At 68.8% G+C, this 22,255-nt stretch carries 24 protein-coding genes; 13 read left to right on the forward strand and 11 right to left on the reverse strand.

Annotation, left to right across the window (positions count from 1 at the left end):
• Nucleotides 1-48: 48 nt before the first annotated feature.
• Genes OG801_RS03645 through OG801_RS03660 form a run of 4 tightly spaced genes read left to right on the forward strand, consistent with a single transcriptional unit; the run spans nucleotide 49 to nucleotide 3,363 of the window.
• Nucleotides 49-1,305, forward strand: a complete 1,257-nt coding sequence (locus OG801_RS03645; RefSeq protein WP_406033708.1) for an MFS transporter — start codon at nucleotides 49-51, stop codon at nucleotides 1,303-1,305.
• Nucleotides 1,306-1,315: 10 nt separating this feature from the next.
• Nucleotides 1,316-1,759: a hypothetical protein gene (locus OG801_RS03650; protein ID WP_406033710.1), complete on the forward strand. Its 444-nt coding sequence runs from the start codon at nucleotides 1,316-1,318 to the stop codon at nucleotides 1,757-1,759.
• A complete protein-coding gene (locus tag OG801_RS03655; RefSeq protein WP_355019857.1) occupies nucleotides 1,756-2,451 on the forward strand; it encodes an alpha/beta hydrolase in 696 nt (231 codons plus the stop codon). Before OG801_RS03650 ends, OG801_RS03655 begins: the two co-directional genes overlap by 4 nt.
• 48 nt (nucleotides 2,452-2,499) lie before the next feature.
• Nucleotides 2,500-3,363 (forward strand): alpha/beta fold hydrolase, encoded by an 864-nt coding sequence (locus tag OG801_RS03660; protein WP_406033712.1) that lies wholly within the window; start codon nucleotides 2,500-2,502, stop codon nucleotides 3,361-3,363.
• A 66-nt stretch (nucleotides 3,364-3,429) separates the two neighbouring features.
• On the opposite strand, the gene OG801_RS03665 is transcribed toward OG801_RS03660, so the two are convergent.
• Nucleotides 3,430-4,116, reverse strand: a complete 687-nt coding sequence (locus tag OG801_RS03665; protein ID WP_406033714.1) for a ThuA domain-containing protein — start codon at nucleotides 4,114-4,116, stop codon at nucleotides 3,430-3,432.
• Between the two features lie 126 nt (nucleotides 4,117-4,242).
• Here OG801_RS03665 and OG801_RS03670 point away from each other — a divergent pair, with 126 nt between their 5' ends.
• Nucleotides 4,243-6,246, forward strand: coding sequence for a PQQ-binding-like beta-propeller repeat protein (locus tag OG801_RS03670; RefSeq protein ID WP_406033716.1), 2,004 nt, complete (start codon nucleotides 4,243-4,245; stop codon nucleotides 6,244-6,246).
• A 17-nt stretch (nucleotides 6,247-6,263) separates the two neighbouring features.
• Nucleotides 6,264-7,121: a heparin lyase I family protein gene (locus tag OG801_RS03675; RefSeq protein ID WP_406033718.1), complete on the forward strand. Its 858-nt coding sequence runs from the start codon at nucleotides 6,264-6,266 to the stop codon at nucleotides 7,119-7,121.
• Here the strand turns inward: OG801_RS03675 and OG801_RS03680 are convergent.
• Nucleotides 7,114-8,283 carry a substrate-binding domain-containing protein gene (locus OG801_RS03680; RefSeq protein ID WP_406033720.1) on the reverse strand — a complete coding sequence of 390 codons (1,170 nt, stop codon included), beginning with the start codon at nucleotides 8,281-8,283 and terminating at the stop codon, nucleotides 7,114-7,116. The genes OG801_RS03675 and OG801_RS03680 overlap by 8 nt on opposite strands.
• 121 nt (nucleotides 8,284-8,404) lie before the next feature.
• On the opposite strand from OG801_RS03680, the gene OG801_RS03685 reads away from it, so the two are divergent.
• The 4 genes from OG801_RS03685 to OG801_RS03700 are packed head-to-tail and all read left to right on the forward strand — an operon-like array spanning nucleotide 8,405 to nucleotide 12,648.
• Nucleotides 8,405-9,706 carry an ABC transporter substrate-binding protein gene (locus OG801_RS03685; RefSeq protein WP_406033722.1) on the forward strand — a complete coding sequence of 434 codons (1,302 nt, stop codon included), beginning with the start codon at nucleotides 8,405-8,407 and terminating at the stop codon, nucleotides 9,704-9,706.
• A 49-nt stretch (nucleotides 9,707-9,755) separates the two neighbouring features.
• A complete protein-coding gene (locus tag OG801_RS03690) occupies nucleotides 9,756-10,649 on the forward strand; it encodes a carbohydrate ABC transporter permease (protein WP_406033723.1) in 894 nt (297 codons plus the stop codon).
• Nucleotides 10,646-11,614 (forward strand): carbohydrate ABC transporter permease, encoded by a 969-nt coding sequence (locus OG801_RS03695; protein WP_406033725.1) that lies wholly within the window; start codon nucleotides 10,646-10,648, stop codon nucleotides 11,612-11,614. Before OG801_RS03690 ends, OG801_RS03695 begins: the two co-directional genes overlap by 4 nt.
• Nucleotides 11,611-12,648, forward strand: coding sequence for a hydroxyacid dehydrogenase (locus OG801_RS03700; protein WP_406033727.1), 1,038 nt, complete (start codon nucleotides 11,611-11,613; stop codon nucleotides 12,646-12,648). The genes OG801_RS03695 and OG801_RS03700 overlap by 4 nt, the downstream gene beginning before the upstream one ends.
• 43 nt (nucleotides 12,649-12,691) lie before the next feature.
• Here OG801_RS03700 and OG801_RS03705 read toward each other — a convergent pair whose 3' ends face one another.
• The 4 genes from OG801_RS03705 to OG801_RS03720 form a co-directional block, all read right to left on the reverse strand.
• Nucleotides 12,692-13,174, reverse strand: coding sequence for a hypothetical protein (locus OG801_RS03705; RefSeq protein ID WP_406033729.1), 483 nt, complete (start codon nucleotides 13,172-13,174; stop codon nucleotides 12,692-12,694).
• Between the two features lie 20 nt (nucleotides 13,175-13,194).
• Nucleotides 13,195-14,196, reverse strand: a complete 1,002-nt coding sequence (locus OG801_RS03710; protein WP_406033731.1) for an NAD-dependent epimerase/dehydratase family protein — start codon at nucleotides 14,194-14,196, stop codon at nucleotides 13,195-13,197.
• Between the two features lie 204 nt (nucleotides 14,197-14,400).
• Nucleotides 14,401-16,026, reverse strand: coding sequence for an STING domain-containing protein (locus OG801_RS03715; protein ID WP_406033733.1), 1,626 nt, complete (start codon nucleotides 16,024-16,026; stop codon nucleotides 14,401-14,403).
• The gene (locus OG801_RS03720) at nucleotides 16,026-16,358 is read right to left on the reverse strand and encodes a CU044_2847 family protein (protein ID WP_355019843.1); all 333 of its coding nucleotides are present in this window, start codon (nucleotides 16,356-16,358) and stop codon (nucleotides 16,026-16,028) included. The genes OG801_RS03715 and OG801_RS03720 overlap by 1 nt, the downstream gene beginning before the upstream one ends.
• Before the next feature lie 92 nt (nucleotides 16,359-16,450).
• On the opposite strand from OG801_RS03720, the gene OG801_RS03725 reads away from it, so the two are divergent.
• Nucleotides 16,451-16,984 (forward strand): AAA family ATPase, encoded by a 534-nt coding sequence (locus OG801_RS03725; protein WP_406033735.1) that lies wholly within the window; start codon nucleotides 16,451-16,453, stop codon nucleotides 16,982-16,984.
• Nucleotides 16,985-16,993: 9 nt separating this feature from the next.
• On the opposite strand, the gene OG801_RS03730 is transcribed toward OG801_RS03725, so the two are convergent.
• Nucleotides 16,994-17,833: an SDR family oxidoreductase gene (locus tag OG801_RS03730; RefSeq protein WP_355019841.1), complete on the reverse strand. Its 840-nt coding sequence runs from the start codon at nucleotides 17,831-17,833 to the stop codon at nucleotides 16,994-16,996.
• On the reverse strand, nucleotides 17,830-18,297 hold the full coding sequence (locus tag OG801_RS03735; protein ID WP_355019840.1) for a peroxiredoxin: 468 nt from the start codon (nucleotides 18,295-18,297) through the stop codon (nucleotides 17,830-17,832). The genes OG801_RS03730 and OG801_RS03735 overlap by 4 nt, the downstream gene beginning before the upstream one ends.
• Nucleotides 18,298-18,400: 103 nt before the next feature.
• Here OG801_RS03735 and OG801_RS03740 point away from each other — a divergent pair, with 103 nt between their 5' ends.
• Nucleotides 18,401-19,732, forward strand: coding sequence for an MFS transporter (locus tag OG801_RS03740; RefSeq protein WP_406033737.1), 1,332 nt, complete (start codon nucleotides 18,401-18,403; stop codon nucleotides 19,730-19,732).
• The gene (locus OG801_RS03745; protein ID WP_406033739.1) at nucleotides 19,729-21,186 is read left to right on the forward strand and encodes a pyridoxal phosphate-dependent decarboxylase family protein; all 1,458 of its coding nucleotides are present in this window, start codon (nucleotides 19,729-19,731) and stop codon (nucleotides 21,184-21,186) included. The genes OG801_RS03740 and OG801_RS03745 overlap by 4 nt, the downstream gene beginning before the upstream one ends.
• Here the strand turns inward: OG801_RS03745 and OG801_RS03750 are convergent.
• From OG801_RS03750 to OG801_RS03760, 3 genes are read right to left on the reverse strand one after another with little or no spacing between them, the layout of a single operon-like run.
• Nucleotides 21,170-21,466 (reverse strand): DUF3618 domain-containing protein, encoded by a 297-nt coding sequence (locus OG801_RS03750; RefSeq protein ID WP_355019837.1) that lies wholly within the window; start codon nucleotides 21,464-21,466, stop codon nucleotides 21,170-21,172. The two genes, OG801_RS03745 and OG801_RS03750, sit on opposite strands and share 17 nt — an antisense overlap.
• Nucleotides 21,463-21,825, reverse strand: a complete 363-nt coding sequence (locus OG801_RS03755) for a phage holin family protein (RefSeq protein WP_406033742.1) — start codon at nucleotides 21,823-21,825, stop codon at nucleotides 21,463-21,465. The genes OG801_RS03750 and OG801_RS03755 overlap by 4 nt, the downstream gene beginning before the upstream one ends.
• Nucleotides 21,826-21,884: 59 nt before the next feature.
• On the reverse strand, nucleotides 21,885-22,208 hold the full coding sequence (locus OG801_RS03760; protein WP_406033744.1) for a hypothetical protein: 324 nt from the start codon (nucleotides 22,206-22,208) through the stop codon (nucleotides 21,885-21,887).
• Between the last annotated feature and the right edge of the window lie 47 nt (nucleotides 22,209-22,255).

A 22,255-nucleotide genomic window follows, 5' to 3' on the forward strand; every position in this document is an offset into this window, starting at 1 on the left:
CGTAGGTTCGCCGACTGACCGAACACATGTCGGCGGTTGGGGGTAAAGATGCACGAGCAGGCCTACAACGCGCAATGCAGAGCCGAGGAGAAGCGGCATCCGCCGCAGAGCCCGACGCAGAAGCGCGACGCGCTCATCCTGTTCTCATTGGCGCTCGGCACCTTCGCCATCGGGTCCGGCGAGTTCGGAAGCAATGGCATCGTCCAACTCTTCGCGGCTGACCTCGACGCATCGGTGCCGACCGCGACGAACGCCATCACCGCCTACGCCCTCGGTGTGGTCATAGGATCGCCAGCACTCACCATCGCGGCAGCAAGACTCAACCGACGCACGCTCCTGCTCGGCCTGGTGGGCCTCTTCATCGTCGGCAACCTCTTGTCCGCCGCGGCGTCCGACCTCGGTGTTCTCGTCGTGGCGCGCTTCATCACCGGCACCGTGCAGGGAGCGTTCTTCGGTGCCGGTGCGGTGGTGGCGGCGTACACCTATGGCCCAGGCAAAGGTGGAAAGGCGTTCGCCACGGTGATGGCCGGCCTGACGATCGCGACGATCTTCGGCGCCCCCGTCGGCACCTTCATCGGACAGCAGGTCGGATGGCAGGCGCTGTACCTCGTCGTGTCGATGGTCGGCTTGCTTGCCGGAGCCGCCATCTGGGTCTTCGTCCCACGGACAAGCGCGCTGGCAGGCGGATCGATCATGCAGGAACTAGGAGCCCTGAGGCGGCCGATGGTGTGGGCGACGATGGCCGTCGCCGCGCTGGGGATCTCGAGCATCTTCGCCGTCTACACCTTCATCGGCCCGTACATCACCGACGCCGTCGCGGTAGACGAAGCCTGGATCCCGGTCGCCCTGGCGGTCTTCGGAGTCGGGATGGCGCTGGGCAACTGGGTCGGTGGCCACCTCGCCGACCGATATGAGTATCGAGGCCTGATCCTGGGCTATGCCGTCGTGCTGGTCTTCTTGGCCATCATCGCGGTCGGAGGCGAGAACCTCGGCGTCCTGCTGCCCTGCCTGCTCGGAGTCGGTGCTTCGACGATGATGGCGATCCCGACCATCCAGGTCCTCCTGACCCGGTACGCACCTGAGGCTCCGACGCTGATGGGAGCGGTGAACCTAGCGTCCCTCAACCTCGCCAATGCGCTCGGCGCGATCGGCGGCGCCCTCGTCCTCAACGCCGGATGGGGTCCACTTTCGACCGCTTGGGCCGGTCTGGCGCTCACCGCGGCGGGTCTGCTGCTCTTCGCGGTCACGGTGCCTCGCGTGGCCCCACCGCAACCGCTGACCGCCTCCATGTCTGCGACGGCCTGAGGATCCGAGCATGCTGTCGTATCGCTCAGAGGACTCGTTCCTGTCGATCTGCTCGAAAGGATCCATCGCGTCGGTCGGCAGCATCGGCTCGATCGCCTCAGTCGGATCCATCGGCGCCGTACTGTCCGTCGGGTCCATCGGATCGTGGGTGTCGTCGATGTCGATGCTGAGCTCTCGGAGCAACTGCTCCATCCTCAGCCGACAGAGCAACTGCTCGGTTCTCAGTTCGCTGAGCAACTGCTCCATCCTCAGCCGTCGAGCCACCTGGGCCATCCTGAACCGCGTCGTCCAACGACACCTCACCAAACCCCCACTTCTGTCGCCGAGGACAGGCCGTCAAGGCGCGCCGCCCGCTCGCCGCGCGAGCAGGCATCCGCGCGCGCTGGAACCCGACCTGGTCGCGGCGACCGAGCATCGACCTCTCGCACATTCCGACATCAAGGAGAACAGATGAACAGCAACAACCCGACCGTCATCCTCGTCCACGGCGCGTTCGTCGACGGATCCGGATGGCAGCCTGTCCACGACATCCTCACGCGCGAGGGTCTCGAGGTCCTGATCACCCAACACTCGACCCGGTCCCTGGCGGAGGACGTGACCGAGGTGCAGCAGGTCATCGAGGCCCAGGACGGGCTCGTGCTGCTCGTGGGTCACTCGTACGGCGGCGTCGTGATCACAGAGGCGGGAACACACTCGCAAGTCGCCGGTCTGGTCTACGTCGCGGCATTCGCGCCCGACGCAGGTGAGTCCGTCGCATCCATGCTCGCCGAGCCTGACCCGGACGCGCCGGCGCCGCCCATCGTTCCCCGCAAGGACGGATCGCTCGTCCTCGAACGTGACCGCTTCCACAACGCGTTCGCTGCCGACCTGCCCGCCAGCCAGGCGCGTTTCATGGCCGACTCCCAGACCGCATGGGGCGGTGCCGCCTTCAGCGGCGGGGTCACCGAACCTGCCTGGCGATCCAAGCCCAGCTGGTACGTCGTCGCCGCCGAGGACCGGATGATCCCTCCGGCCGCTCAGGAGGGTATGGCCGCGCGGGCTGGAGCCTCCGTCGAGACAGTCACAGCCAGCCACTCCGTCTACGTCTCGCAACCCGAAGCTGTCGCCGACCTGATCCGACGTGCCGCCAAGACGGTCGACCTGTAGGGACCGGGCCGCACACATCGCACCAACACCGAAGGGAACACCCGAACAATGAAGATCACTCTCCGCCGCAGCTACGCCCTCGTGGCGATGCTGCTGGCTCTCGTCGTCGCGGGCTCGATGCTCGCAACGACGAGCACCGGCGCCTCGGCGACCGGCCATACACTCTCCAAGACAGGCCAGCACGGCTCGAACGTGGGGGCCAAGCCCACGATCGTCATGGTCCACGGTGCCTGGGCCGACGCCTCCGGTTGGCAGGATGAGGTCGGCGAACTCGTGGGCAAGGGCTACCCGGTCATCGCACCGGCGAACCCGCTGCGGGGACTCTCCACCGACGCGGCGTACCTGCGCAGCATCCTCGAGACGATCCCGGGTCCGATAGTCCTCGTCGGCCATTCCTACGGCGGCGCCGTCATCAGCAACGCGGCAACCGGTCTGCCGAACGTCAAAGCCCTCGTCTACATCGCAGCGTTCGTCCCCGACGCCCACGAGCCGGTCGCCCAGCTCGTCCAGCAGTTTCCCGGCACCATGGTCACCGAGGACGCACTGGACCCCCGTCCCTACCCGCTGCCCGGTGGAGACGTCGGTGTCGATCTCTACCTGAAGACAGGCATCTTCCACGACGCCTTTGCCGGCGACCTCCCCCGCAGCACCACCCGGGTGATGCAGGCCTCCCAGCGTCCGTTCTCACTGGCGGCGTTCACCGAACCGTCCGGGGAGCCCGCGTGGAAGACCATTCCTTCCTGGTATCTCCTGGCAACGGCTGACAAGACCATCCCGCCGGCGGCGCAGGAGTTCATGGCGAAGCGGGCAAGTGCCAAGATCGTGAGGGTGAGGTCGTCGCACGTGGCACACCAGTCACACCCGCGCGAGACCCTCGCCCTCATCGAGAACGCGATTCGTTCGGTCCGCTGAGAGACCTCGCCGAGTCGGCTCTTCCGGCCCCTGCCGGACGAGCCGATAGGCAGAACCACCGGCCGCCTACTCGATGGCCCGTCCGAGCAGCCACATGACCTCTCGCCGAAGCAGGAGGCGCCGCGACGGTGAGCGGTAGGACTCGACGTCGTGGCCCAACGAGTCATACACGGACCGACGTCGACCGTTGTCGCGCAGCCAGGCGGCGGGGTGCCGGACACCGCTCTCCTCGTGCGCGAGGAGGATCGTTGACCCGTCCGCCCGCTCGACGTCGCAGTAGCGCTCGTCGCGCGCCAGGACCACATCGAGTCCGGTCGTGATCGGGTGGTTCTCGACCACGTCGAAGACGCTGTCCCCGAACGGCGGATGGCTGGAAACACCCTGGACCCATCTGGCGCCCAGCAAGTCTGCCCAGTAGGGGCTGTCCGCGAACGTGTTGGCCGACTGGTGCAGGCCGAGGATCGGTCCGCCTGCGTCGGCGTAGCGGTGCAAAAAGGAATGGTGGGCAGCCCAGGCCTCGTCGTCACCGTCGTACGCCGGGTCAGGACGCCCGCGGCCGCAGTTCACGATCACCAGCGAGAAGTCCTCCACGTCGGCAAGCGCGGACGGAAAGCTGCTGCGTACCTCGACCTCGCCGACCAGGTCCGCCACGAGCGTCGCCACCTGGTGCGAGGTCGCGGCGTGGTCGTGCCACGGATCGGCGTACCGCCCTCGGCCCGACAGCACCAGCACGCGTTGACTCGACACGCTCATCGACCACCTTCAGTCCAGGAAATGGCGCAGCGCCCCTTCACAACGGGAACGATACCAATTACTGTCGGGTGATATCAATCACACGCGATGATATCGCTTGGTCGATCACTCCCCGAGGAGCACATCATGTCCCCCATCCAGTTCAGCCGGCGCAGCGTCATCCAGATCGGCGCGGCCAGCCTTGCCGCAGCCGCCGTCGCAAGCAATCGGAGCAGCGCGAGCGCGGCACCTCTCAACGAGCCGCAGGTCACCGATCTCGGGCCGGCGGTCGTCCAGTTCTCGCTGATGAGCGCGACCCTGGTCGGAGAGACGCTCTACATCGGCTCCCGCAACCTCGACCCGGTCAAGATCATCGGTCTGCACGTACCGACCGGGCGGGTGACCCGCAGCAGCGTGCTCGGCACGGGGCACAGCATCCAGACGATGGCCGCCGACCCGAGCGGCCGCTACCTCTACGCCGGTGTCCTGCAGTCGTCGACCGGTCCGCAGCCCAACCTCTACCGGTGGGACCTGACCACCCCGGAGACGCCGGCCCAGGCGATCGGTCGCATCGGCGACCGCGATGTCCGACACCTCAGCGTCTCCCCCGACGGCCGGCTGTACGCCGTCGGCGGCGGCAGCGGGACGGCTCCCGCCTTGTGGGAGTACGACCCCGCCACCGGCCAGGTCGTCAACCTCGGCGTCCCTGACGCCAAGGCCACCTTGGCCCGCGCGGTGGCAGCGACCGAGACGACGGTCTTCTTCGGAGCCGGGAGCACCCTCGGCGGCGGCGGCAACGTGAGCCGCGCCTGCCTCTACGCGTACGACCGCGCCGCCAAGACCTTCACCCAGGTCACCCCGGCCGAGATGCTGCCCGACCCGAGCATCCGCGACCTCGCGGTGGCCGATGACCGGCTGCTGGTCGGGTCCGCGGCCTCGACGGAGGAGGCGAAGGTCGCCTCGATGGACCTCGCCGACCTGACCTCGTACGACATCGCGACCTCGATCGGCAAGACGGCCAAGAACTTCTCGACCCTCGGCGAGGGCGTGTACTTCGCCAACGAGGCCGGCATCTGCCGCTACTCCCGCGAAGCCGGCTCCGTCGAGCAGATCACGCTCACCGGCCCGTCGCTCGGCGAGATCTGGGGCGTGGCGCGCTACCAGGGCGGCCTCCTGGTGACCTCGGGCTATGGCTTCGTCGCGAGCATCGATCCGGCCACCGGGGCGTCCACCCAGACCGACCTCACCGAGGCCGGCGCGCCGGCGGGAGCCCAGGTCGTGATGGGCATCGCGGCCGGCGCCGGGTATGTCTATGCGGGCGGCAACGGCGTCATCGCGCGCCACGCATTCCGCGACCGTTCAGTCCTCAACCTCCAGGCACCGGGCGAGGCCAAGGACGCCGTGATCGTGGGTGGCACCCTCTACACGGGCCAGTACAACTCACAGGGGATCTGGGCCCACGACCCCAGCTCGGGTGAGTCGATCAAGCAGGTGGCCACCTTCCCCGGCGAGCAGAACCGGCCACAGGACGTCTGCTGGGACGACGTCAACAAGCTGGTGCTCGTGGCCGCCCAGGCGGACACGGAGGGCGGTGGATCGCTGTGGACGTACGACCCCCGGACCCACGAGACGACGTGCCGCATCAACCCGATCGACGCACAGCAGTACCTCCGCGCCGTCGCGACTCGCGAGGGTGTGGCCTACGTCGGTGGCAGCCTCCAGGGAACCACCGGCCCCGGAACCGTGGTCGCCCTCAACCCGGTGACGGGCGAGGAGCTGTGGCGCCAGGCGCCCCTGCTGGGCGCGAGCGTCTCGGCGCTCGCGACGAGGGGAAAGCATCTCTACGGGCTCACCCGCAAGGGCGGTCTCTTCGTCATCGATGTGACCACGCAGAAGATCGTGCACGCCGCCGACATCCGTACGGTGGGCACCGGGTTCATGGCCCTGGTCACCAACCGGGGCGTCGTCTATGCCGCCTCGGAGACCAACGTCTTCTGCTTCGATCCCAAGACCTTCGCCGTGTCGGTCGTGCTCGCGGACACGAAGGGCGGCTGGTACAGCGGCTCCCACATCGTCAACGACGAGCAGGGCTTCCTCTACACGTTGCGCGAACGAAACCTAGTTCGGATCAACGACATCGCCAGGGGCTGATCGCAATGGCAACGACGATGCCCGCCAGACTCCCCATCTCGACCATCGCGCTGCTCGCAGCGGCGGCTCTGCCGACGATCGCGCCTCAGATGGCCCAGGCCGCACCAGCGCTCGCGCCCGGATCCGGGCACCGGACGTGCACGAGCGCCCAGCTGGACGTCGACTACGAGTCGGGCACGACGGACTCGGGGATCGAGGACCTGACGACCACGCATGCCCCGGCCGCGGATGCGTCGTACGTCGTCCAGGGCGGCGCCCACGGATCAACGCACGCAGTGGCGCACAAGGTGACCTTGGGCGACCCTGGCTACTTCTCGAACGGCGCCTATCGCAGCGAGAGTGCGGCCGACCTGCATGAGGCGTCACGCTTCAGGCCGGGCGACACCGATCGCTACGAGTTCAGCACCAAGCTGCCCACCGGCTGGAAGGACTGGAGCGAGGGCGAGTCCGCCAACGGCGAGATCATCTTCCAGGCAAAGCCCGCCAACGCGAACCAGCCGTCATGGCTGATCATGACCAAGCGCAACGAGATCGCGTTCAGGTCACCGGTGCCGAACCTGCAGTACGCCTTGGTCGCGGACTACCGCCCCCACATAGGACAGTGGCTGGACTTCCGGATCGACGTCGGCTGGGCAGCTGACGCCACCGGCTACTACCGCGTGTGGACCAGGCTGCCCGGCCAGTCGACCTACCGCAAGGTTCTCGAGCTGAACGACCTGGTGACCTGGCAGCCGGCCAATCCCGCCGACTTCGGCTACATCAAGTGGGGTCTCTACCGCGCCGCGACGTCACTGGAAGACGGCGACGTGCCGACGCGGGTGATCTACCACGATGACGTACGCGTGCTGGACGGGCCAGGCGCGACGGTCAGCTGATCACCAGATCTGCGTCCGGCTCTCGTGCCCCCACCTCGGCTTCGCTGCCGCACGAGAGCCGGACGCGCAGCTCCCCCCGCAGCATGAGGTAGTGCCGCGGCCGCGCCGGATCGGCAAGTCGCTGGACGAGCAGGGTGACGGCCTCGGCACCCACCGCCGCGCGCGGAGGGGCAACGGCCGACAGGGGCGGGTCCGCGAGACTGGCAAGCTCGTCGTCGTACGCCATGATCGCCAGGTCCCCTGGAACCTCGATGCCGTCGGCACGCAGCCGGCTCACCATCGGGATCGCCAACGAGTCGTTGTGGATGATGACCGCGTCGACGCTTCCCTCCCTGACGTCCCCCGCGAGCTTCTCGCACGCCTCGTCGAAGGCGCGCTCGTCGCGCTCCTGCAGCACCTCGCCCACGTCCGGCGACGTGGCGCGCAGACCGAGTGCGTCCAGAGCGGCCTCATATCCCTGACGGAGTCTCGGCGCAGTCCTGGTGTCCAGGCTGACGAGACCGATGCGACGACGACCCTGCTCGGCCAGGTGGCGAACCGCCAGGTAGGCCCCGTGCTCATGATCGGTGGCGACGTGCTCGACGGCATCGGTCTCGAGACCGATGCGTCGCTCGGCGAGCACGACTGGCACCGGAATGCCGGCGAGCCAGTCCCGGGTCTCCTGCGACGTGCCCGGATCCGCGATCGTGGTCAGGATGAGTCCGTCGACCCCTGAACGGAGCAGCTGGGCGACCTGAGCGCGTTCCTCGTTGACGGTGTTTCGGGAGACGGCGAGCAGCAGCCGTGCACCCAGCTCGTCTGCCGCGGCCTTCGCGCCTTCCACTACCGCCGGGTAGTAGTAGGACGCGTGGGGAACGACCATTCCCAGCGTGAACGTCGCGTCGCCGGTGCGAGCGGTGACCACACCCGAGGCGACCACCGAACTTCCGTCTGAGTTGGCCGGGGCGGCACCGTGGTCCGGGGCGCTCGCCCGCGTCGCTCCTCCGTGGACGCGCCGAATCAGCCCTCGGCGGGCCAGTTCCCGCACGTCCACGCGCAGCGTCACCGCCGCGACGCCGATCTCCTCGGCGAACTCACGGATCGAGATCGATCCGCGCTCGTTCACCGCCGAGACGATCGCTGCCTGTCGCTCGTCCGCACGCATCTGCTCGGTTCCTTCCATGGCAAAGATGATATCACTCAGCGCTGCATTTGGGTGTCCTGGGTCACAAGTGACTCTTGACACCCTTCAGTAATATCGTACGATGTCATTCAACATCATCTCATTCTTAGGAGCGCCCCCCATGAACATCAGGCGCATTTCCGCAGTACTGCTGGCAGCACTCACTCTCCCGTTCGTGGCGGCGTGCGGGTCATCCGGCTCCGACGGCGACCAGGCCACGAGCAGCACCGAGGTCACCTTCTGGTCCTTCCTCAAGGGTTCGGACGCGGTGGCCGAGGCGTTCAACAAGTCTCACCCCGGCATCACGGTCACGTTCGAGACCCAGGCCGGCGGCGCCGAGTACTACACCAAGCTCTCCAACGCGGTCTCCTCCGGCGACGTACCTGACGTCGCGGTGGCCGAGTACATCCGTCTCCCCGAGATCGTCAGCCTCGAGGGTGCCGAAGATCTGAGCGAGCTGTCCGGTGATGTGGTGGCGGACAACTTCCCCGAGGCGACTCGCGAGCTCGTCGAGCTGGGCGGTCGCACCTGGGGCGTGCCCCGCGATGCCGCCCCGATGCTCTACCTCTACCGCAAGGACTTCTTCGACCAGCACGGTCTCGAGGTCCCGAAGACCTGGGCGGAGTACGAGGCGCTCGCCGAGAAGGTCAAGGCGATCGACAAGAAGAAGTACGCCGGGATGTACCTGACGGCAGACTCGAACATGTTCTCCGCGCTGTCCTGGCAGGCCGGCGCCTCGTGGTTCGATACCGAGGACGACAGCTGGCAGGTCGGGATCAACGACGAGCCCACCAAGCGGGTCGCCGAGTACTGGCAGCGCCTGGTCCGCAACGACCTGGTGGCTCCGTTCCCGAGCTTCACCGACGAGCTCTACCGCAGCGTCCAGCAGGGCGACCTCGTCGGCTACGTCTGTGCCTCGTGGTGCGCCGGCGGCCTGCAGGCGACCGTTCCGGACCAGAAGGGCAAGTGGGCCGTCGCCGAGCTGCCGAGCTGGGACGGCCAGCCGACCTCGGCCATGTGGGGCGGTTCGTCCTTCATCGTGCCCAAGGGCGCCGAGAACGCAGAGGCTGCAGCGGAGTTCATCGAGTGGATCACCACCGACCCCGAAGGCATCGCCGCGTGGTACGCCGACGGCACGAGCAGCATGTATCCGGCCGACCCGGAGCTGGTTCCCGTCGCCAAGGACGGCTTCGTGACCGACTACTTCGGTGGTCAGGACATCTTCGCCGTCGACAGCGCCTCCTACGACTCCGTCCGGTCAGGTTGGGCCTGGGGCCCGACCATGGCCGCCACCGACCAGGTCTTCGCAGGTGACCTCGGGAAGGTCGTCGATGGATCAGCAGAGCTCGCCGACATCACCGACGACGCCCAGCGGGCCACCGTCGAGGCGATGCGGGGCCGCGGACTCGACGTCACCGAGTGAAGCTGCGAGATGACCGGGCGGCAACCAATCATCGAGAAGGGAGCGCGAGATGACCAGCCCAGCGGCACGTAACCAGCGTCGAAGCGCAGCACTGTTCCTGGCACCGTTCCTCCTGCTCTTCGTGGCCACGACGATCGCTCCACTGGCGTACGCCACCTGGCTGAGCCTCTTCAGCGAGCGGTCCTCGGGGCTCGGATTCGGCGGGACGGAGCGCCTCTTCGTCGGCCTCGGCAACTACACCAAGGCGTTGGGAGACTCGACGTTCCGAGGTGGATTCGTGACGATCGTCGCCTACATCGCCGTCTACGTCCCGATCATGATCGGCGCCGCCCTGGTCATCTCGCTGCTGCTCGACTCCGGCTTGGCCGTGGCCCGGCGCTTCTTCCAGATGGCGCTCTTCCTGCCGCACGCGGTGCCCGGCCTCATCGCAAGCCTGATCTGGCTCTACCTCTACACGCCGAGCCTCAGCCCGGTGGTTGCCTGGCTGGGCGACTCCCACGGCGAGGCGAACATCGCGAGCTCCAGTCCTCTGCTCTCGGTGGTCAACATCGCCGCCTGGCAGTGGATCGGCTACAACGTCGTCATCTTCTACGCCGCACTGCAGGCTGTGCCGCGCGAGGTCCTCGAGGCGGCCCGAGTCGACGGCGCAAGCCGCGTACAGCAGGCGTTCAGGATCAAGACCCCACTCATCATGCCGGCGGTCATCATGGCCACCCTGTTCACCATCATCGGCAGCGTCCAGCTCTTCACCGAACCGAAGATCCTGGCCCCCGTCTCGACGACGATCACCAACGCCTGGACTCCCAACCTGTTCGCGCAGGACGCCGCCTTCTCCCAGAACGACTACGGGCTCGCAGCTGCGGCCTCCATTCTCATCGCGGTGGCGGCAGCGAGCATGTCCTTCCTCGTGATGCGGATCGCCTCTCGAAGGAGTGCATCATGACGGCCCCCACTGCCGCGCCCGCTCGCCGGAGCGGCCCCGCCGACGACGTGTCCTCGCCTCTGGCCACGCGCCGCCAACGATCGCCCAGCGGTCAGGGCCGCGGCCGCGAGGGCCGGGCCACCCAATTGCTTCTGTCGGGTGCAGCGACCAATCTCATCCTGGTGGTCGCGGTGGCCTACACCGTCCTGCCGCTGGTCTGGCTCCTGATGGCCTCGACCAAGGACCTGCGTGACCTCTTCAGCACGAACGGGTTCGCTCCGGGTGCGCGGTTCAGCCTCTGGCAGAACCTCGAGTACCTGTTCACCGCGGACAACGGCATCTACGTGCGGTGGCTCGTCAACAGCCTGCTCTACGCCGGCATCGGGGCGATCCTCGCTGCCCTCCTGAGCGTGATGGCCGGCTACGCGTTCGACAAGTTCGCCTTTCCAGCCAAGGAGAAGTTCTTCGGCTTCGTCCTGCTCGGGGTGATGATCCCCAGCACTGCGATCGCACTCCCGACCTACCTCCTTGCCTCGAAGGTGGGGTTGGTCAACACCTTCTGGGGCGTGTTCCTACCAGGGCTGGTCTTCCCGTTCGGCGTCTATCTCGCACGTATCTTCAGCACGGCGTACGTCCCCGACGAGGTCATCGAGGCGGCCAGGATGGACGGTGCCGGCGAGGCCCGCATCTTCCGGTCCATCGCCCTGCCCATGATGAGTCCCGGCTTCGTGACGATCGTGTTGTTCCAGTTCACTGCCATCTGGAACAGCTTCTTCATGCCTTTGGTGATGCTCTCCGACGCGAAGCTCTACCCCGTCAACCTCGGGTTGTACGTGTGGAACTCGACGGCCCTCAGCCAAGGCCACCCGGACGACTACCTGCTGGCGATCACCGGTTCCATGGTGGCTGTCCTCCCCCTCGCCGTACTCTTCCTCGCCCTGCAGCGCTTCTGGCGCTCGGGTCTCACCTCGGGAGCCGTGAAATGACCGCACTCTCCAACGCTCAGCAAGCGAGCCAGCTCTCGCGGCGAGCGCGTGGCGTACTCGCCATGAGCCAGACCGTCAGAGCGGACGTGTTCTCAACGCCTGAGCTCCTCGATCGTCTCACCCGACTCGTCGACGTCGATCCTGACCTGGTCGTCGACGACTTCTCCTGCGCCGATCTGAGCGACGTGGAGGTGCTGATCACCGGCTGGGGCTGTCCACCCATCGAGGAGAGCGTGCTGTTGCGGGCGCCCGACCTGCGTGCGGTCGTCCACACGGCGGGGACGGTGAAGGAGATCGTCTCCGCCGCGTGCTGGGAGCGCGGGATCACCGTCTCCTCGGCCACCGAGGCCAATGCCATGCCCGTCGCCGAATACACCCTGGCCGCGATCCTGTTCGCCCAGAAGCGCGTGCTCGAGATGGCCCAGACGTACCGGGAGCTGCGGAGCCCGGTCCATTGGACAGCCGAGTTCCCCGACGCCGGCAACTACCAGCGCACGATCGGCATCGTCGGCGCCTCCCGCATCGGTCGGCGCGTCCTGGAGCTTCTGGCGCCGTTCGACTTCGAGGTCCTCGTCTCGGATCCGTACGTCACCGAGCCCGAGGCGCGAGTCATGGGCGCCCGGCTCGTCGACCTCGACGAGCTCCTCGACCTGTCGGACACGGTCTCATTGCACGCGCCGAGTCTGCCGGAGACGCACCACATGATCGACCGCCGACGCCTGCGACGACTCCGGGACGGCGCCACCTTGATCAACACCGCTCGCGGGTCGCTGATCGACACCGACGCACTGGTGGACGAGCTCTCGAGCGGTCGCATCTTCGCCGTGCTCGACGTGACCGAGCCAGAGGTCCTCCCGCCCTCGTCGCCGCTGTACGACCTGCCCAACGTCCTGCTCACACCGCACATCGCCGGATCGATAGGGCGCGAGCTCGAACGGTTGGCGACGCGTGCCCTCGACGAACTGCAGCGCTACGCGAACGGAGCGCCGTTCGCGTACCCGGTGCTGCCGGACCAGCTGAGCCGGTCCGCCTAACGGCGCCTTCACTCCCCCGCCGGATAGGGCGCAGGCTCCACCGTCATGCGCCGATCACCGTACGGCCCACCCGCAGGTGCAGGTCCTCGAGCCGGGTGATCTGGTCGCCGGCGCGGCGGATGAGCTCGTCCAGCTGCAGCGGGTCGACACGTGCGTCGTCCTCGGTGGCGGCGCGCAGCAGCTGCCATCCGGCGCGCTTGGCGGTCACCGCGTCACGCAGTGCCTCCAGCTCGAACAGGTCCGAGAGCGGCGAGCGCCGCACCAGCCGGCCGTTCGGCTTGAACCGGCCGGCGAACTCCATCGCCCGCCCCGTCGTGGCGGCGATGCGCGACGGGGTGGCTCCGGTCGCCATGATGATCTGCCGCAGCTGCTCCCGGTCCTCGTTGATCTCGGTCGCCAACTGTCGTACGTGGGCGGCCACGTCGGTGTCGGAGTGCGAGCGGCCGACTCGCTCGAACATCGCGGCCCCGGCGCTGGACCCTGCCCAGTGGTGCTGCAGGTAGGCGTGCAACATGTCGTCGTTCATGGCTGCTCCTTCTCTGGACGTCAGGGTCGCAACGGCGGGAGCTCGCTGCCCGCCTTCGCCGGCATCCCGGACAGGACCGCCTCGAGCGCGTCCATTGCCGAGTGGCGCGGTTGCCAACCGAGGTCCAGCTCCGCGCGGGCGGTCGACATCAGCGGCAGCTGCATGACCGCGTCCAGGAGGCTGCCGGGGACCGGCGCGAGCCGGGCATGCCAGGCACCCTCCAGGCCATGACGCGCGAGACGCGGCGGGACCTCGACCGTTCGAGCGTCCATCAGCTCGCCGAGCTCGTCGCGGCCGATGACGCCGTCACCGGCCAGGTTGTACGCGCCCGTCACATCGGTGGTCGCTGCCGTGGCCAGGGCCCGGCCGACATCTCCGGCGTGGACGGCCTGGAACCGCAGGCCTGCTGGCACCGGCACCACCGGGATACGCCGCCGATCCAGGAACTCCGGCCGGGCCAGGGCGCCGCCGAAGATGCGTCGTTGCTCGCTGGCCGCCGAGCGCTGGAAGACGAATGCGGGCCGGACCCTGACCAGGCGGACCTCGGGGTGGCTGCAGGCGAAGGCGTCCAGAGCCCGTTCGACGTACGCCTTCTCCCGGCAGTACGCGGCGGACGAGGCCCCGTCGGTCTCCCAGGTCTCGTCGACCGGATCGTCGTGACCGACCGGAGAGTACGCCGCCACCGACGAGGCGCACACGAGCGCCGGAACACCTGCCCGTTCCACGGCCTCGAGGACCCGGCGCGTACCGACGGCGTTGGTGGCCCAGGTCTCCTCGGGGCGGTGTGTGGGCTGGAACTTCCAGGCCAGGTGCACGACCGCGTCGGCACCCTCCACCACCGGCTCCAGGTTGGCTGTCGACACATCAGCCACCCGCCATTCGACGGAGGCATGGGGGCTGGTCCGAGGGCCGTCCGGGGCTCGGCGCGCGACGGCGACGACCTCGGCGGCCCCGTCCGCGGTGATTGCCCGGATGGCGGCGCTGCCGAGGTTCCCCGACGCACCGATGACGACCACCTTCATGTTGTCCACCCTCCCTGCGGCCGGTCTGCTGTGTGAGCCTCACCGGTACCCACCGCGAACAGGTTCAGAACTGCCACTCGGCGTCGACTCCTTCGCCACCCACCACCTCCCCCCTGAGCGAGGCTCCGGAGGCGTACAAGTCCTTCCGGAGAAGGCGACGGGATGGTGAGGGTCGTCTTCAAACCCTGAGCAGCGCCTGGACCGTCAGCCACTCAGGTCCGGGAACACCGCCGCGGCGGTGGAGACGCGGATGACGTCGCGGAGGAACCGGGGGCCGACGCGGCGGTCACCTGCGGAGCGGATGCGCTTGATGAGCTTGCTCTGGAAGCGGTCGATCTCCTTCTGCTCCAGCGCCATCCAGTGGTCGCTCGTACGCCGGTGGGGGTCGACGTCGAAGCGCTCGTCGATGGACTCGGCGACGGTGGACAGGGTGGTCGGGAAGACGTCGAGGAGGCGCACCGGTTCGCCGTCGACGAGCGGAAGGCACTTCAGCGGCCGTGGTCGCGAGAAGTCCGGGTGGGTCACGGTCGCGGGGACGACCAGCCCGGTCTGAGCGAGCTCGAGATCGATGAAGTCGTCGCTGCACCACTCCAACCGCCTCGGCACCACGACCGTGACGGTGACGTCCCGGAGCCGCTCGGCGGACAGCTCGACACCGTCGACGGTCACGCCGCCCGGACCGCGTCCCGTGCTGATCTCCAGCAATGCGTTGGCGACGGGGAGCACGAAGTTCCTCGCGTAGCCCGCGGCCAGGGCGTTGGCGACCGAGATCTGGGTCAGCGGCGCCTTGAAGAATGTGGTCATCGGGTTGGTCGTCGGGTTCTCCCCCAGCGCCTCGAAGATCGACCTCACCGACAGCAGCCGTTGCTCGACCGTACGTCTGGACGCATCGACGTCGTCGAGGTCCAGGTCCAGGACGTCGAAGATCCGGCTGGCCGGTGACTCCGCGCTCCGGTCCCGGATCACGACGTCTGGAGTGCCGAGACCTTGGGCGACGGTGAGCTCGTAGACGACGGCGGGGTCGGCGTCGGTGACGTCGGCGATCACGACATCGGCGAGCTCGAGCTGCTTGAGATCCTCACCCCTCATTCCGGACGGCTCCGAGACGTACAGAGCGAGGTTCAGCTGTTCCAGCACCGGACGCAGGATCCGCTCGCGGACGATGTCGCGCTGGGCCTCCGTGGTGGTGCTCGGCTGCAGCAGGACACAGCGGCCGCGCGTCGGTCTCACCGCGGCGCCGACGAGGTCCTCCCAGTAGTCGACGATCCGGGCCAGCGGCATCGCAAAGGCCTGGCGGCCGCCCTCGGCCTCGACCTGGATGCCGATCACCGCGCCGGCGAGGTCGCTGTAGACCGCGGCGCCGCTGAACCCGGTGACCGCCAGGGTCGTCGTCTCGTACTGGAAGTAGTAGGCCCACGAACTGCTGGTGCGCAGGTAGTTCCCGGCGGGCGTCAATACGCCTGTGCCGCCGCTCTGCGCGCTGCGGAGGTTGTCGCCGTAGCCACGCGCGCGCACCAGCCCGTCGGCCTGCGTCACGAGGGTGAACGGCAGTGGCCGCCGGCCGTTCGGCCGATCGAGCCTCAGCACCGCGAAGTCCAGCGCGGCGGGCTTGTCGTGGACCGGCTGGATCACGAACGTCGCGCGCTCGTCGGTCTCGGCATCGGGGAACCTCACCCACACCTCGCCCTGCGACGCGAGGGGTGCGACCACGTGGCCAGCGGTCAGGAGGTGGCCCTCGTCGGTGCCCAGCCAGGCAGTGCCGATCGTACGTCCGTCCTTGCTCGCCCGGACGGCGCAGGTCGCCTGCGCGAGCAGCTCGCCGACACCCATCAGGACCGGTCGAAGTCCCAGGTCAACGTCGCTTTCACCGACCCTTGACCCTGCGACTTGATGACCCATACGCCGGCGCTCCCGGTGAACGAGAACGCGAGCTCCAGCGAGACCGTGCTCGGCCCGTCCGGGGAGGCCGCGAGCGCGCTGCCGAGATCCGCCGAGACGTCCTGGAGCATGCGCTTGAGCGATCCGTAGGCGTCCTCGAGCCGGCTGCTGGTCTCGGTGGTGCCGAACTCGTCGCCGAGCCAGTCGACCCCTGCGCCGGGTCCGTCGTCCGACGACTCGATCAGGATGGTCGACGTACCGATCTGAACCGGCGTGTAATCCAACGCGTCCTCCTCGTGATTCGAACCCCGCAACCGTAGGGGAACCGGGAGGGACGCGTGAATGGTTTCGACGAGGCTCCCAGTACGGTTGGCGCGTGATCGACGTACCTGCCGGTGGCACCCTCACGATCGGCGCTCCCAGCCTGGTCCTCCTCGTCGGTCCGTCGGGATCGGGGAAGTCGACCTTCGCCAAGCGAGTCTTCGGGCCGTACGAGGTCATCTCCAGCGACCACTGTCGTGCCCTCATCGCCGACTCCGAAGAGGATCAGTCGGTCACCCCGCAGGCCTTCGAACTCGTCCGCTACATCGCTCAGGCGCGCCTGGAGGCCGGCAGGATCGCGGTCATCGACGCGACCAACGTCCACCAGAGCGCCCGCCGTCGCAACCTCGACCTGGCCGAGAAGGTCGGGGTCGAGACCGTCGCCATCGCCCTCGACGTCTCGCTCGAGGAATGCCTGGCGCGGAACGCCTCACGCCAGGGACGGGTCATCCCCGAGCAGGCCATCCGCGGCCAGCGGGCCGACATGGACAGGACGCTGGCTCACCTCGACGGCGAGGGCTTCGGTCTGGTCTACCGCGTCGACGGAACCGCGATGGACTCGGTCAGCCTGGTCCGCCACCAGGGATGACACCGCCGGCTACCCGGCGGCGAGGTAGTCGCGAAGGCTCAGGGGCTCGCGCCCGGTGAGCGTGGCTACGGCGCTGCTGACTCCGTCGAGCTGACCTGCGGCGATCGCAGTGTAGGTGGAGACCCAGGCGTCGTACTGCCAGTCGGGCGCCTCCCAGCGGCGACGCGACGCGTAGGCCTCCTCGATCGTCTCGTCGTGATAGCGCACCTCACTCCCACGATGCTCGGTGAGGATGTCGGCGACCTCGCTCATCGTGAGCGCCTCGGGGCCGGTGAGGTCGTAGGTGAGCCCTCGGTGATGCTGCGGCGCCGTGAGCGTCGCCACCGCGGAGCGCGCCACGTCGGCCCGTGCGACCGCCGCGAAGCGCCCGTTGCCGGCCGGACCCCGGATGACGCCGTCCTCGCCGACCAACGACGGGAGGAAGTCGAGGTAGAAGTTGTCGCGCAGCAGGGTGTAGCCCATCCCGCTCGCCTTGATCCGCTCCTCGGTCGCGAAGTGGTCGCGCGCGAGCGTGAAGACGGCATCCGGCGCGGCACCGAAGAAGGAGGTGTAGACGATGTGCTCGACCCCGGCCGAGGCGGCGGCGTCGACGAAGGTGAGGTGCTGCTCCAGGCGGTCGGCCGACTCGGCGGCCGAGACCATGAGCACGGTCTGTACGCCGTCGAGGGCCCGCACCGCGGCCTCTCTGTCACCGTAGGTGACCGCGAACGCGTCGGCTCCGGGGATCTCGGGAGCTCTGGCGGTGTCACGTACGAGAAGTCGGAGTGTGGCGTCTGAGCCGCCGAGCGCACGGGCGACGGCACCGCCGACGAAGCCGGTGGCCCCGGTGACGGCGATGGTGGCTGTCATTCCACGTCATCCCTGAGCGCGGCGAGGGCCTCGTCGGCGTGGATCTCGGCCTTCAGCATCGCCTCGACGACGGTCTTGATCCGTCCGTCGGTGCCGATGGCGAAGGTCGTACGCTGCAGCGGCCCGAGCTTGCCGAGGAGGCTGGGCTTCACGCCGTAGAGCTCGGCGACCGACCCGGCAGGGTCGGAGAGGACCGGATAGTCGAGGTCGTGGTTGGCGGCGAAGCCGGCCTGCTTCTCCACGCTGTCCTTGCTGATCCCGAGCCGGTGGGCGCCGAGCGCCTCGAACTCGCCGGCGAGATCACGGAAGTGGCAGGCCTCCTTGGTGCACACCGCCGTCTCTGCGGCCGGGTAGAAGAAGAGCACCACGGGACCCTTCTCGATCAGTGACGAGAGGGTGACGGACGTACCGTCCTGGGCGGGGAGCGTGAAGTCGGGCGCGACGGCACCGGTCTCGAGCGGCATGGCGCCAACCTACTCGGCACCTCCACGACCTTTGGCCAGATCCGGTGGTGAGGATGAAGCGAATCCCGGACGCCGAGGGGCCACCCACGGCACTATGTCGGGCATGCCCGCCAGCCCAACCCTCCCGCTCGGCGTACGGATCGGCTACGGCTCCGGCTCTGTGGCGACCGGCACGTTCGGCACGATCCCGGGCCTGATGCTGCTCCCCTACCTGACCGACAGCCTCGGCATCGCCGCGCTGGCGGCGGGCTTCATCGTGTTCGCGCCGAAGGCGTGGGATGTCGTGCTGAACCCGATCGCGGGCCGGATCAGCGACCGGACGGTGGATCCACGGGGCCCGCGGCGGCCGTGGCTGCGCCGGGCCGGGATCGGGCTGGCGGTGACGTTCGCGCTGCTGTTCGCGGCGCCGTCGATGGCGACCGGGCTCGAGGCACTGTGGGTGCTGATCCTGTTCCTGGCCTGCGCGACGGCGTACGCGTTCTTCCAGGTGCCCTATGTCGCCATGCCCGCCGAGCTGACCGAGTCCTATGACGAACGCACCCGGCTGATGACCTGGCGGGTCGCGATCCTGGCGCTCACCATCCTGCTCGCCGGCGCGACCGCGCCGATGATCCGCGACGCCGTCGGTGGCCGCGACGGCTACCGGGTGATGGGCGTGGTCATGGCGGTGCTCATCCTGGCCGGGGTCTTCAGTGCGTACGTCGGCACCCGCCGGGCGCCGGTCCACACCGTCCAGCCGGGGCCGGGCAGCCTGCGCGACCAACTGAAGATCGTCGCGGCCGCGCCCGACTTCCGCCGGCTGCTCATCACGTTCGTGATCCAGGCCGTCGCGTTCGGCGCGATGCTGGCCGGCGTCGACTACCTCGCCGGCGACGTGATCGGCCGCGACGGCGCGGCGACGATCCTGTTCGTCTGCTTCGTCGGCCCCGCGCTGCTGCTCACCCCCGCGTGGGCGGCGCTCGGCGCCAGGATCGGCAAGAAGCACGGGTACGTCGCCGCCTCGGTCGTCCTCGCCGCCGGCGCGCTGCTCGCCGCGACCGCCCAGACCGCATCGGTGGCCCTGGTCTACGCCGCTGTGGTGCTGGTCGGGACCGGGTACGCCGGGTGCCAGGTGTTCCCGATGGCGATGCTCCCCGACGCGGCCGCCGTCGACGCCCGGCGCAGCGGGTCGAGCCGGATCGGCGTCTACACCGGCGTGTGGACCGCCGGTGAGACCCTCGGGCTCGCGCTCGGGCCCGGCGTCTACGCCGCGGTGCTCGCGCTCGGCGGCTATCGCTCCTCGACCGGGAGCGACGTCGCCCAGCCGGACTCGGCACTGACCGCGATCACGCTCGGTTTCTCGGTGCTGCCGGCCTGCCTGGCTCTCCTCAGCCTGCTCTGGCTGCGGCGCTACTCGCTCACTGCCGACGACGTTGATGGGACCGTGACCGTATGACCGACGCCTTGACCCAGCTCCGCTCGATGCAGGCCGCCGACCTGCCGGTGAACGGCGGCCGCACGCTCGCCTACGTCTACGACTCCGGCCTGCCCGACATCGACCGGATCGGCCGCGAGGCGGTGGCCGCCTACGCCGGCTCGAACGGCCTGGACCCGACCGCGTTCCCGAGCCTGCTCCGGATGGAGAACGAGGTGGTCGGCACGGCTGCCGACCTCCTCGACGCGCCCGAGTCCGTGGTCGGCACGGTCACCTCCGGCGGCACCGAGTCGGTGCTGCTCGCGGTGCAGGCCGCGCGCGATGCCCATCCCGGGATCGAGCGGCCGCGGATGGTGCTCCCCTCGACCGCGCACGCCGCCTTCCACAAGGCAGCGCACTACTTCGGGGTCGAGCCGGTGCTGGTGCCGGTCGGGCCCGACTTCCGGGCGGATCCGGCCGCGATGGCCGCGGCGTTGGACGAGCGCACCGTGCTGGTCGTCGCCTCGGCGCCGTCCTACGCGCACGGGGTCGTCGACCCGGTCACCGCGATCGCGGCCGCCGCGGCCGAGCGCGGGATCCGCTGCCACGTCGACGCGTGCATCGGTGGCTGGGTGCTGCCCTACGCGACTCGGCTGGGGCGGGAAGTACCGGCCTGGACGTTCGCGGTCGAGGGCGTCACCTCGATCTCGGTCGACCTGCACAAGTACGCCTACGCCCCCAAGGGCACCTCGCTGCTGCTGCACCGCACCCCGGAGCTGCGTCGGCCGCAGTTCTTCGCCTCGGCCGCCTGGCCGGGCTACACCATGCTCAACTCCACGATGCAGTCGACGAAGTCGGGCGGGCCGCTGGCCGGTGCCTGGGCGGTGCTGCGCTCGTTGGGCGATGAGGGGTACGAGCGGCTCGCCCGCGACGTCTTCGAGGCGGTGGACCGGATCCGCGACGGGGTCGGCGAGATGCCGGAGCTCGCCGTGGTCAGCAGTCCCGACTCGACGCTTCTCGCGCTCACCACCGACGGCAGCTGCGACCCGTTCACGGTCTGCGACGAGATGGCGGCGCGTGGCTGGTACGTCCAGCCGCAGATGTCCTTCGCCGGCTCCCCCGCCACGATCCATCTGTCGGTGAGCGCAGCGACGCTCCCCCACGTACCGGAGCTCCTCGCCGCTCTCGACGAGGCGGTCGCGGCCGCCGTGGCGGTCGGCCCGGTCGCCGTCGACCCGGCCGTCGCCACGTTCATCGGCGACCTCGACCCGTTCTCCTTGTCGGAGGAGGACTTCGACGGCCTGCTGCTCGCCGCCGGGCTCGTCGGCGCCGCCGGCGCAGAGGGCGACCCTTCGACAAGCTCAGGACACCGCCTTGCGCTGCCGCAGCGGATGGCCGAGGTCAACGCGATGCTCGACCTGGCCTCCGCCGCGATGCGCGAGGCGCTGCTCGTGGCATTTCTCGACCGGCTGACCCGGCCTACTCGGCGTCGCTGAGCCGGCGGCGCTTCCTCCGGGCCAGCATCAGGATCAGGCTGAGCACGATCGCGGCGACGACGCCGCTCCGGATCTGTACGTCTCGAGACCTGACGGCCACCTGCGTACGCTGCTTGACCTCCTGGGCCTTCTCCTTCCCCCGCGTCTTCACGTCCAGCCGGGAGGCGAGCTCGTCGAGGGTGTCGGCCATCTCGTGCCGGGTGGTGTCCAGCTCGGCCTCGACGGCGGCGATGCTGTCGTCGCCGCCCTCGACCGGCCGGGGCACATGGTGCTGCGTCATGGCGTACTCCTCGGGGTGTGGTCCTCGGCGTGGCGGTGCTTCACGGCGTCCACGTCCCGCCTGAGGTTCTCGGTGGCGCGTTCGGGCTTCATCGGGGTGCCCTCGGAAACCTGCTTCTTCCCGAACAGGGCGATGCCGCCGGCGATGACCAGGAGCACGACTCCGACCAGCACCGCGGCCAGCCAGGCGTCCATGACCAGCGCCAGCGCGATGATCGCCGCGGCGATCAGGGCCGCGACGCCGTAGAGGGCCACCAGGCCCGCGGCGCCGAACGCCCCGGCCCCCTTGCCGGTGTGCTTGGCCTTCTCGGTCAGCTCGAGGCGGGCGAGCTCGAGCTCGCCTCGCATGAGACTGGACATCTCCGTGGATAGTCGGGAGACCAGCTCACCCATCGATGCGTCCGTCTGATGATGAAGCGTCACGACTCCCACCCCCGCGGCATGTCGGTCACCGGGTCAGTGGTGGTGTGGGGACGCGGGGTGCTCGGCGTCGTCTCGGGCGTCGGGGTGGATGCCGAGGACGGCTTGGAGTCGCCAGGCATCTTGTCCTGGATGGTGTGCTTGGCCATGTCCGCCTTCTCCTCGGCCACGATCCGGGCGCGGTGCGCCTTCTCCTGGACCCTCGGGTCGTGCCACAGCTCCTGCGCCTTGGTGACCATCGCGTCGTACCGCTCACGTCCAGCGCGAGCGCCGAGGACGTAGCCGATACCGAAGGCAGCCAGCAATCCTGGTTTCTTGAACATGTGTTCCTCCTCATCGCTGTACAACTGGCCGGTACCCAGGTGGCGAG

The sequence above is a fragment of the Nocardioides sp. NBC_00163 genome (assembly GCF_045206295.1).
Taxonomy (GTDB): Bacteria; Actinomycetota; Actinomycetes; order Propionibacteriales; family Nocardioidaceae; genus Nocardioides.

Bases quoted from the DNA above. Each gene is read 5' to 3' on its own strand.
- OG801_RS03675 (WP_406033718.1), top strand. From the start codon at position 6,264: ATGCCCGCCAGACTCCCCATCTCGACCATCGCGCTGCTCGCAGCGGCG.
- OG801_RS03650 (WP_406033710.1), top strand. From the start codon at position 1,316: ATGCTGTCGTATCGCTCAGAGGACTCGTTCCTGTCGATCTGCTCGAAA.
- OG801_RS03750 (WP_355019837.1), bottom strand. From the start codon at position 21,466: ATGACGCAGCACCATGTGCCCCGGCCGGTCGAGGGCGGCGACGACAGC.
- OG801_RS03740 (WP_406033737.1), top strand. From the start codon at position 18,401: ATGCCCGCCAGCCCAACCCTCCCGCTCGGCGTACGGATCGGCTACGGC.
- OG801_RS03760 (WP_406033744.1), bottom strand. From the start codon at position 22,208: ATGTTCAAGAAACCAGGATTGCTGGCTGCCTTCGGTATCGGCTACGTC.
- OG801_RS03680 (WP_406033720.1), bottom strand. From the start codon at position 8,283: ATGGAAGGAACCGAGCAGATGCGTGCGGACGAGCGACAGGCAGCGATC.
- OG801_RS03705 (WP_406033729.1), bottom strand. From the start codon at position 13,174: ATGAACGACGACATGTTGCACGCCTACCTGCAGCACCACTGGGCAGGG.
- OG801_RS03730 (WP_355019841.1), bottom strand. From the start codon at position 17,833: ATGACAGCCACCATCGCCGTCACCGGGGCCACCGGCTTCGTCGGCGGT.
- OG801_RS03715 (WP_406033733.1), bottom strand. From the start codon at position 16,026: ATGGGTGTCGGCGAGCTGCTCGCGCAGGCGACCTGCGCCGTCCGGGCG.
- OG801_RS03670 (WP_406033716.1), top strand. From the start codon at position 4,243: ATGTCCCCCATCCAGTTCAGCCGGCGCAGCGTCATCCAGATCGGCGCG.
- OG801_RS03695 (WP_406033725.1), top strand. From the start codon at position 10,646: ATGACGGCCCCCACTGCCGCGCCCGCTCGCCGGAGCGGCCCCGCCGAC.
- OG801_RS03665 (WP_406033714.1), bottom strand. From the start codon at position 4,116: ATGAGCGTGTCGAGTCAACGCGTGCTGGTGCTGTCGGGCCGAGGGCGG.
- OG801_RS03745 (WP_406033739.1), top strand. From the start codon at position 19,729: ATGACCGACGCCTTGACCCAGCTCCGCTCGATGCAGGCCGCCGACCTG.
- OG801_RS03685 (WP_406033722.1), top strand. From the start codon at position 8,405: ATGAACATCAGGCGCATTTCCGCAGTACTGCTGGCAGCACTCACTCTC.
- OG801_RS03655 (WP_355019857.1), top strand. From the start codon at position 1,756: ATGAACAGCAACAACCCGACCGTCATCCTCGTCCACGGCGCGTTCGTC.
- OG801_RS03735 (WP_355019840.1), bottom strand. From the start codon at position 18,297: ATGCCGCTCGAGACCGGTGCCGTCGCGCCCGACTTCACGCTCCCCGCC.
- OG801_RS03645 (WP_406033708.1), top strand. From the start codon at position 49: ATGCACGAGCAGGCCTACAACGCGCAATGCAGAGCCGAGGAGAAGCGG.
- OG801_RS03755 (WP_406033742.1), bottom strand. From the start codon at position 21,825: ATGTCCAGTCTCATGCGAGGCGAGCTCGAGCTCGCCCGCCTCGAGCTG.
- OG801_RS03690 (WP_406033723.1), top strand. From the start codon at position 9,756: ATGACCAGCCCAGCGGCACGTAACCAGCGTCGAAGCGCAGCACTGTTC.
- OG801_RS03710 (WP_406033731.1), bottom strand. From the start codon at position 14,196: ATGAAGGTGGTCGTCATCGGTGCGTCGGGGAACCTCGGCAGCGCCGCC.
- OG801_RS03660 (WP_406033712.1), top strand. From the start codon at position 2,500: ATGAAGATCACTCTCCGCCGCAGCTACGCCCTCGTGGCGATGCTGCTG.
- OG801_RS03700 (WP_406033727.1), top strand. From the start codon at position 11,611: ATGACCGCACTCTCCAACGCTCAGCAAGCGAGCCAGCTCTCGCGGCGA.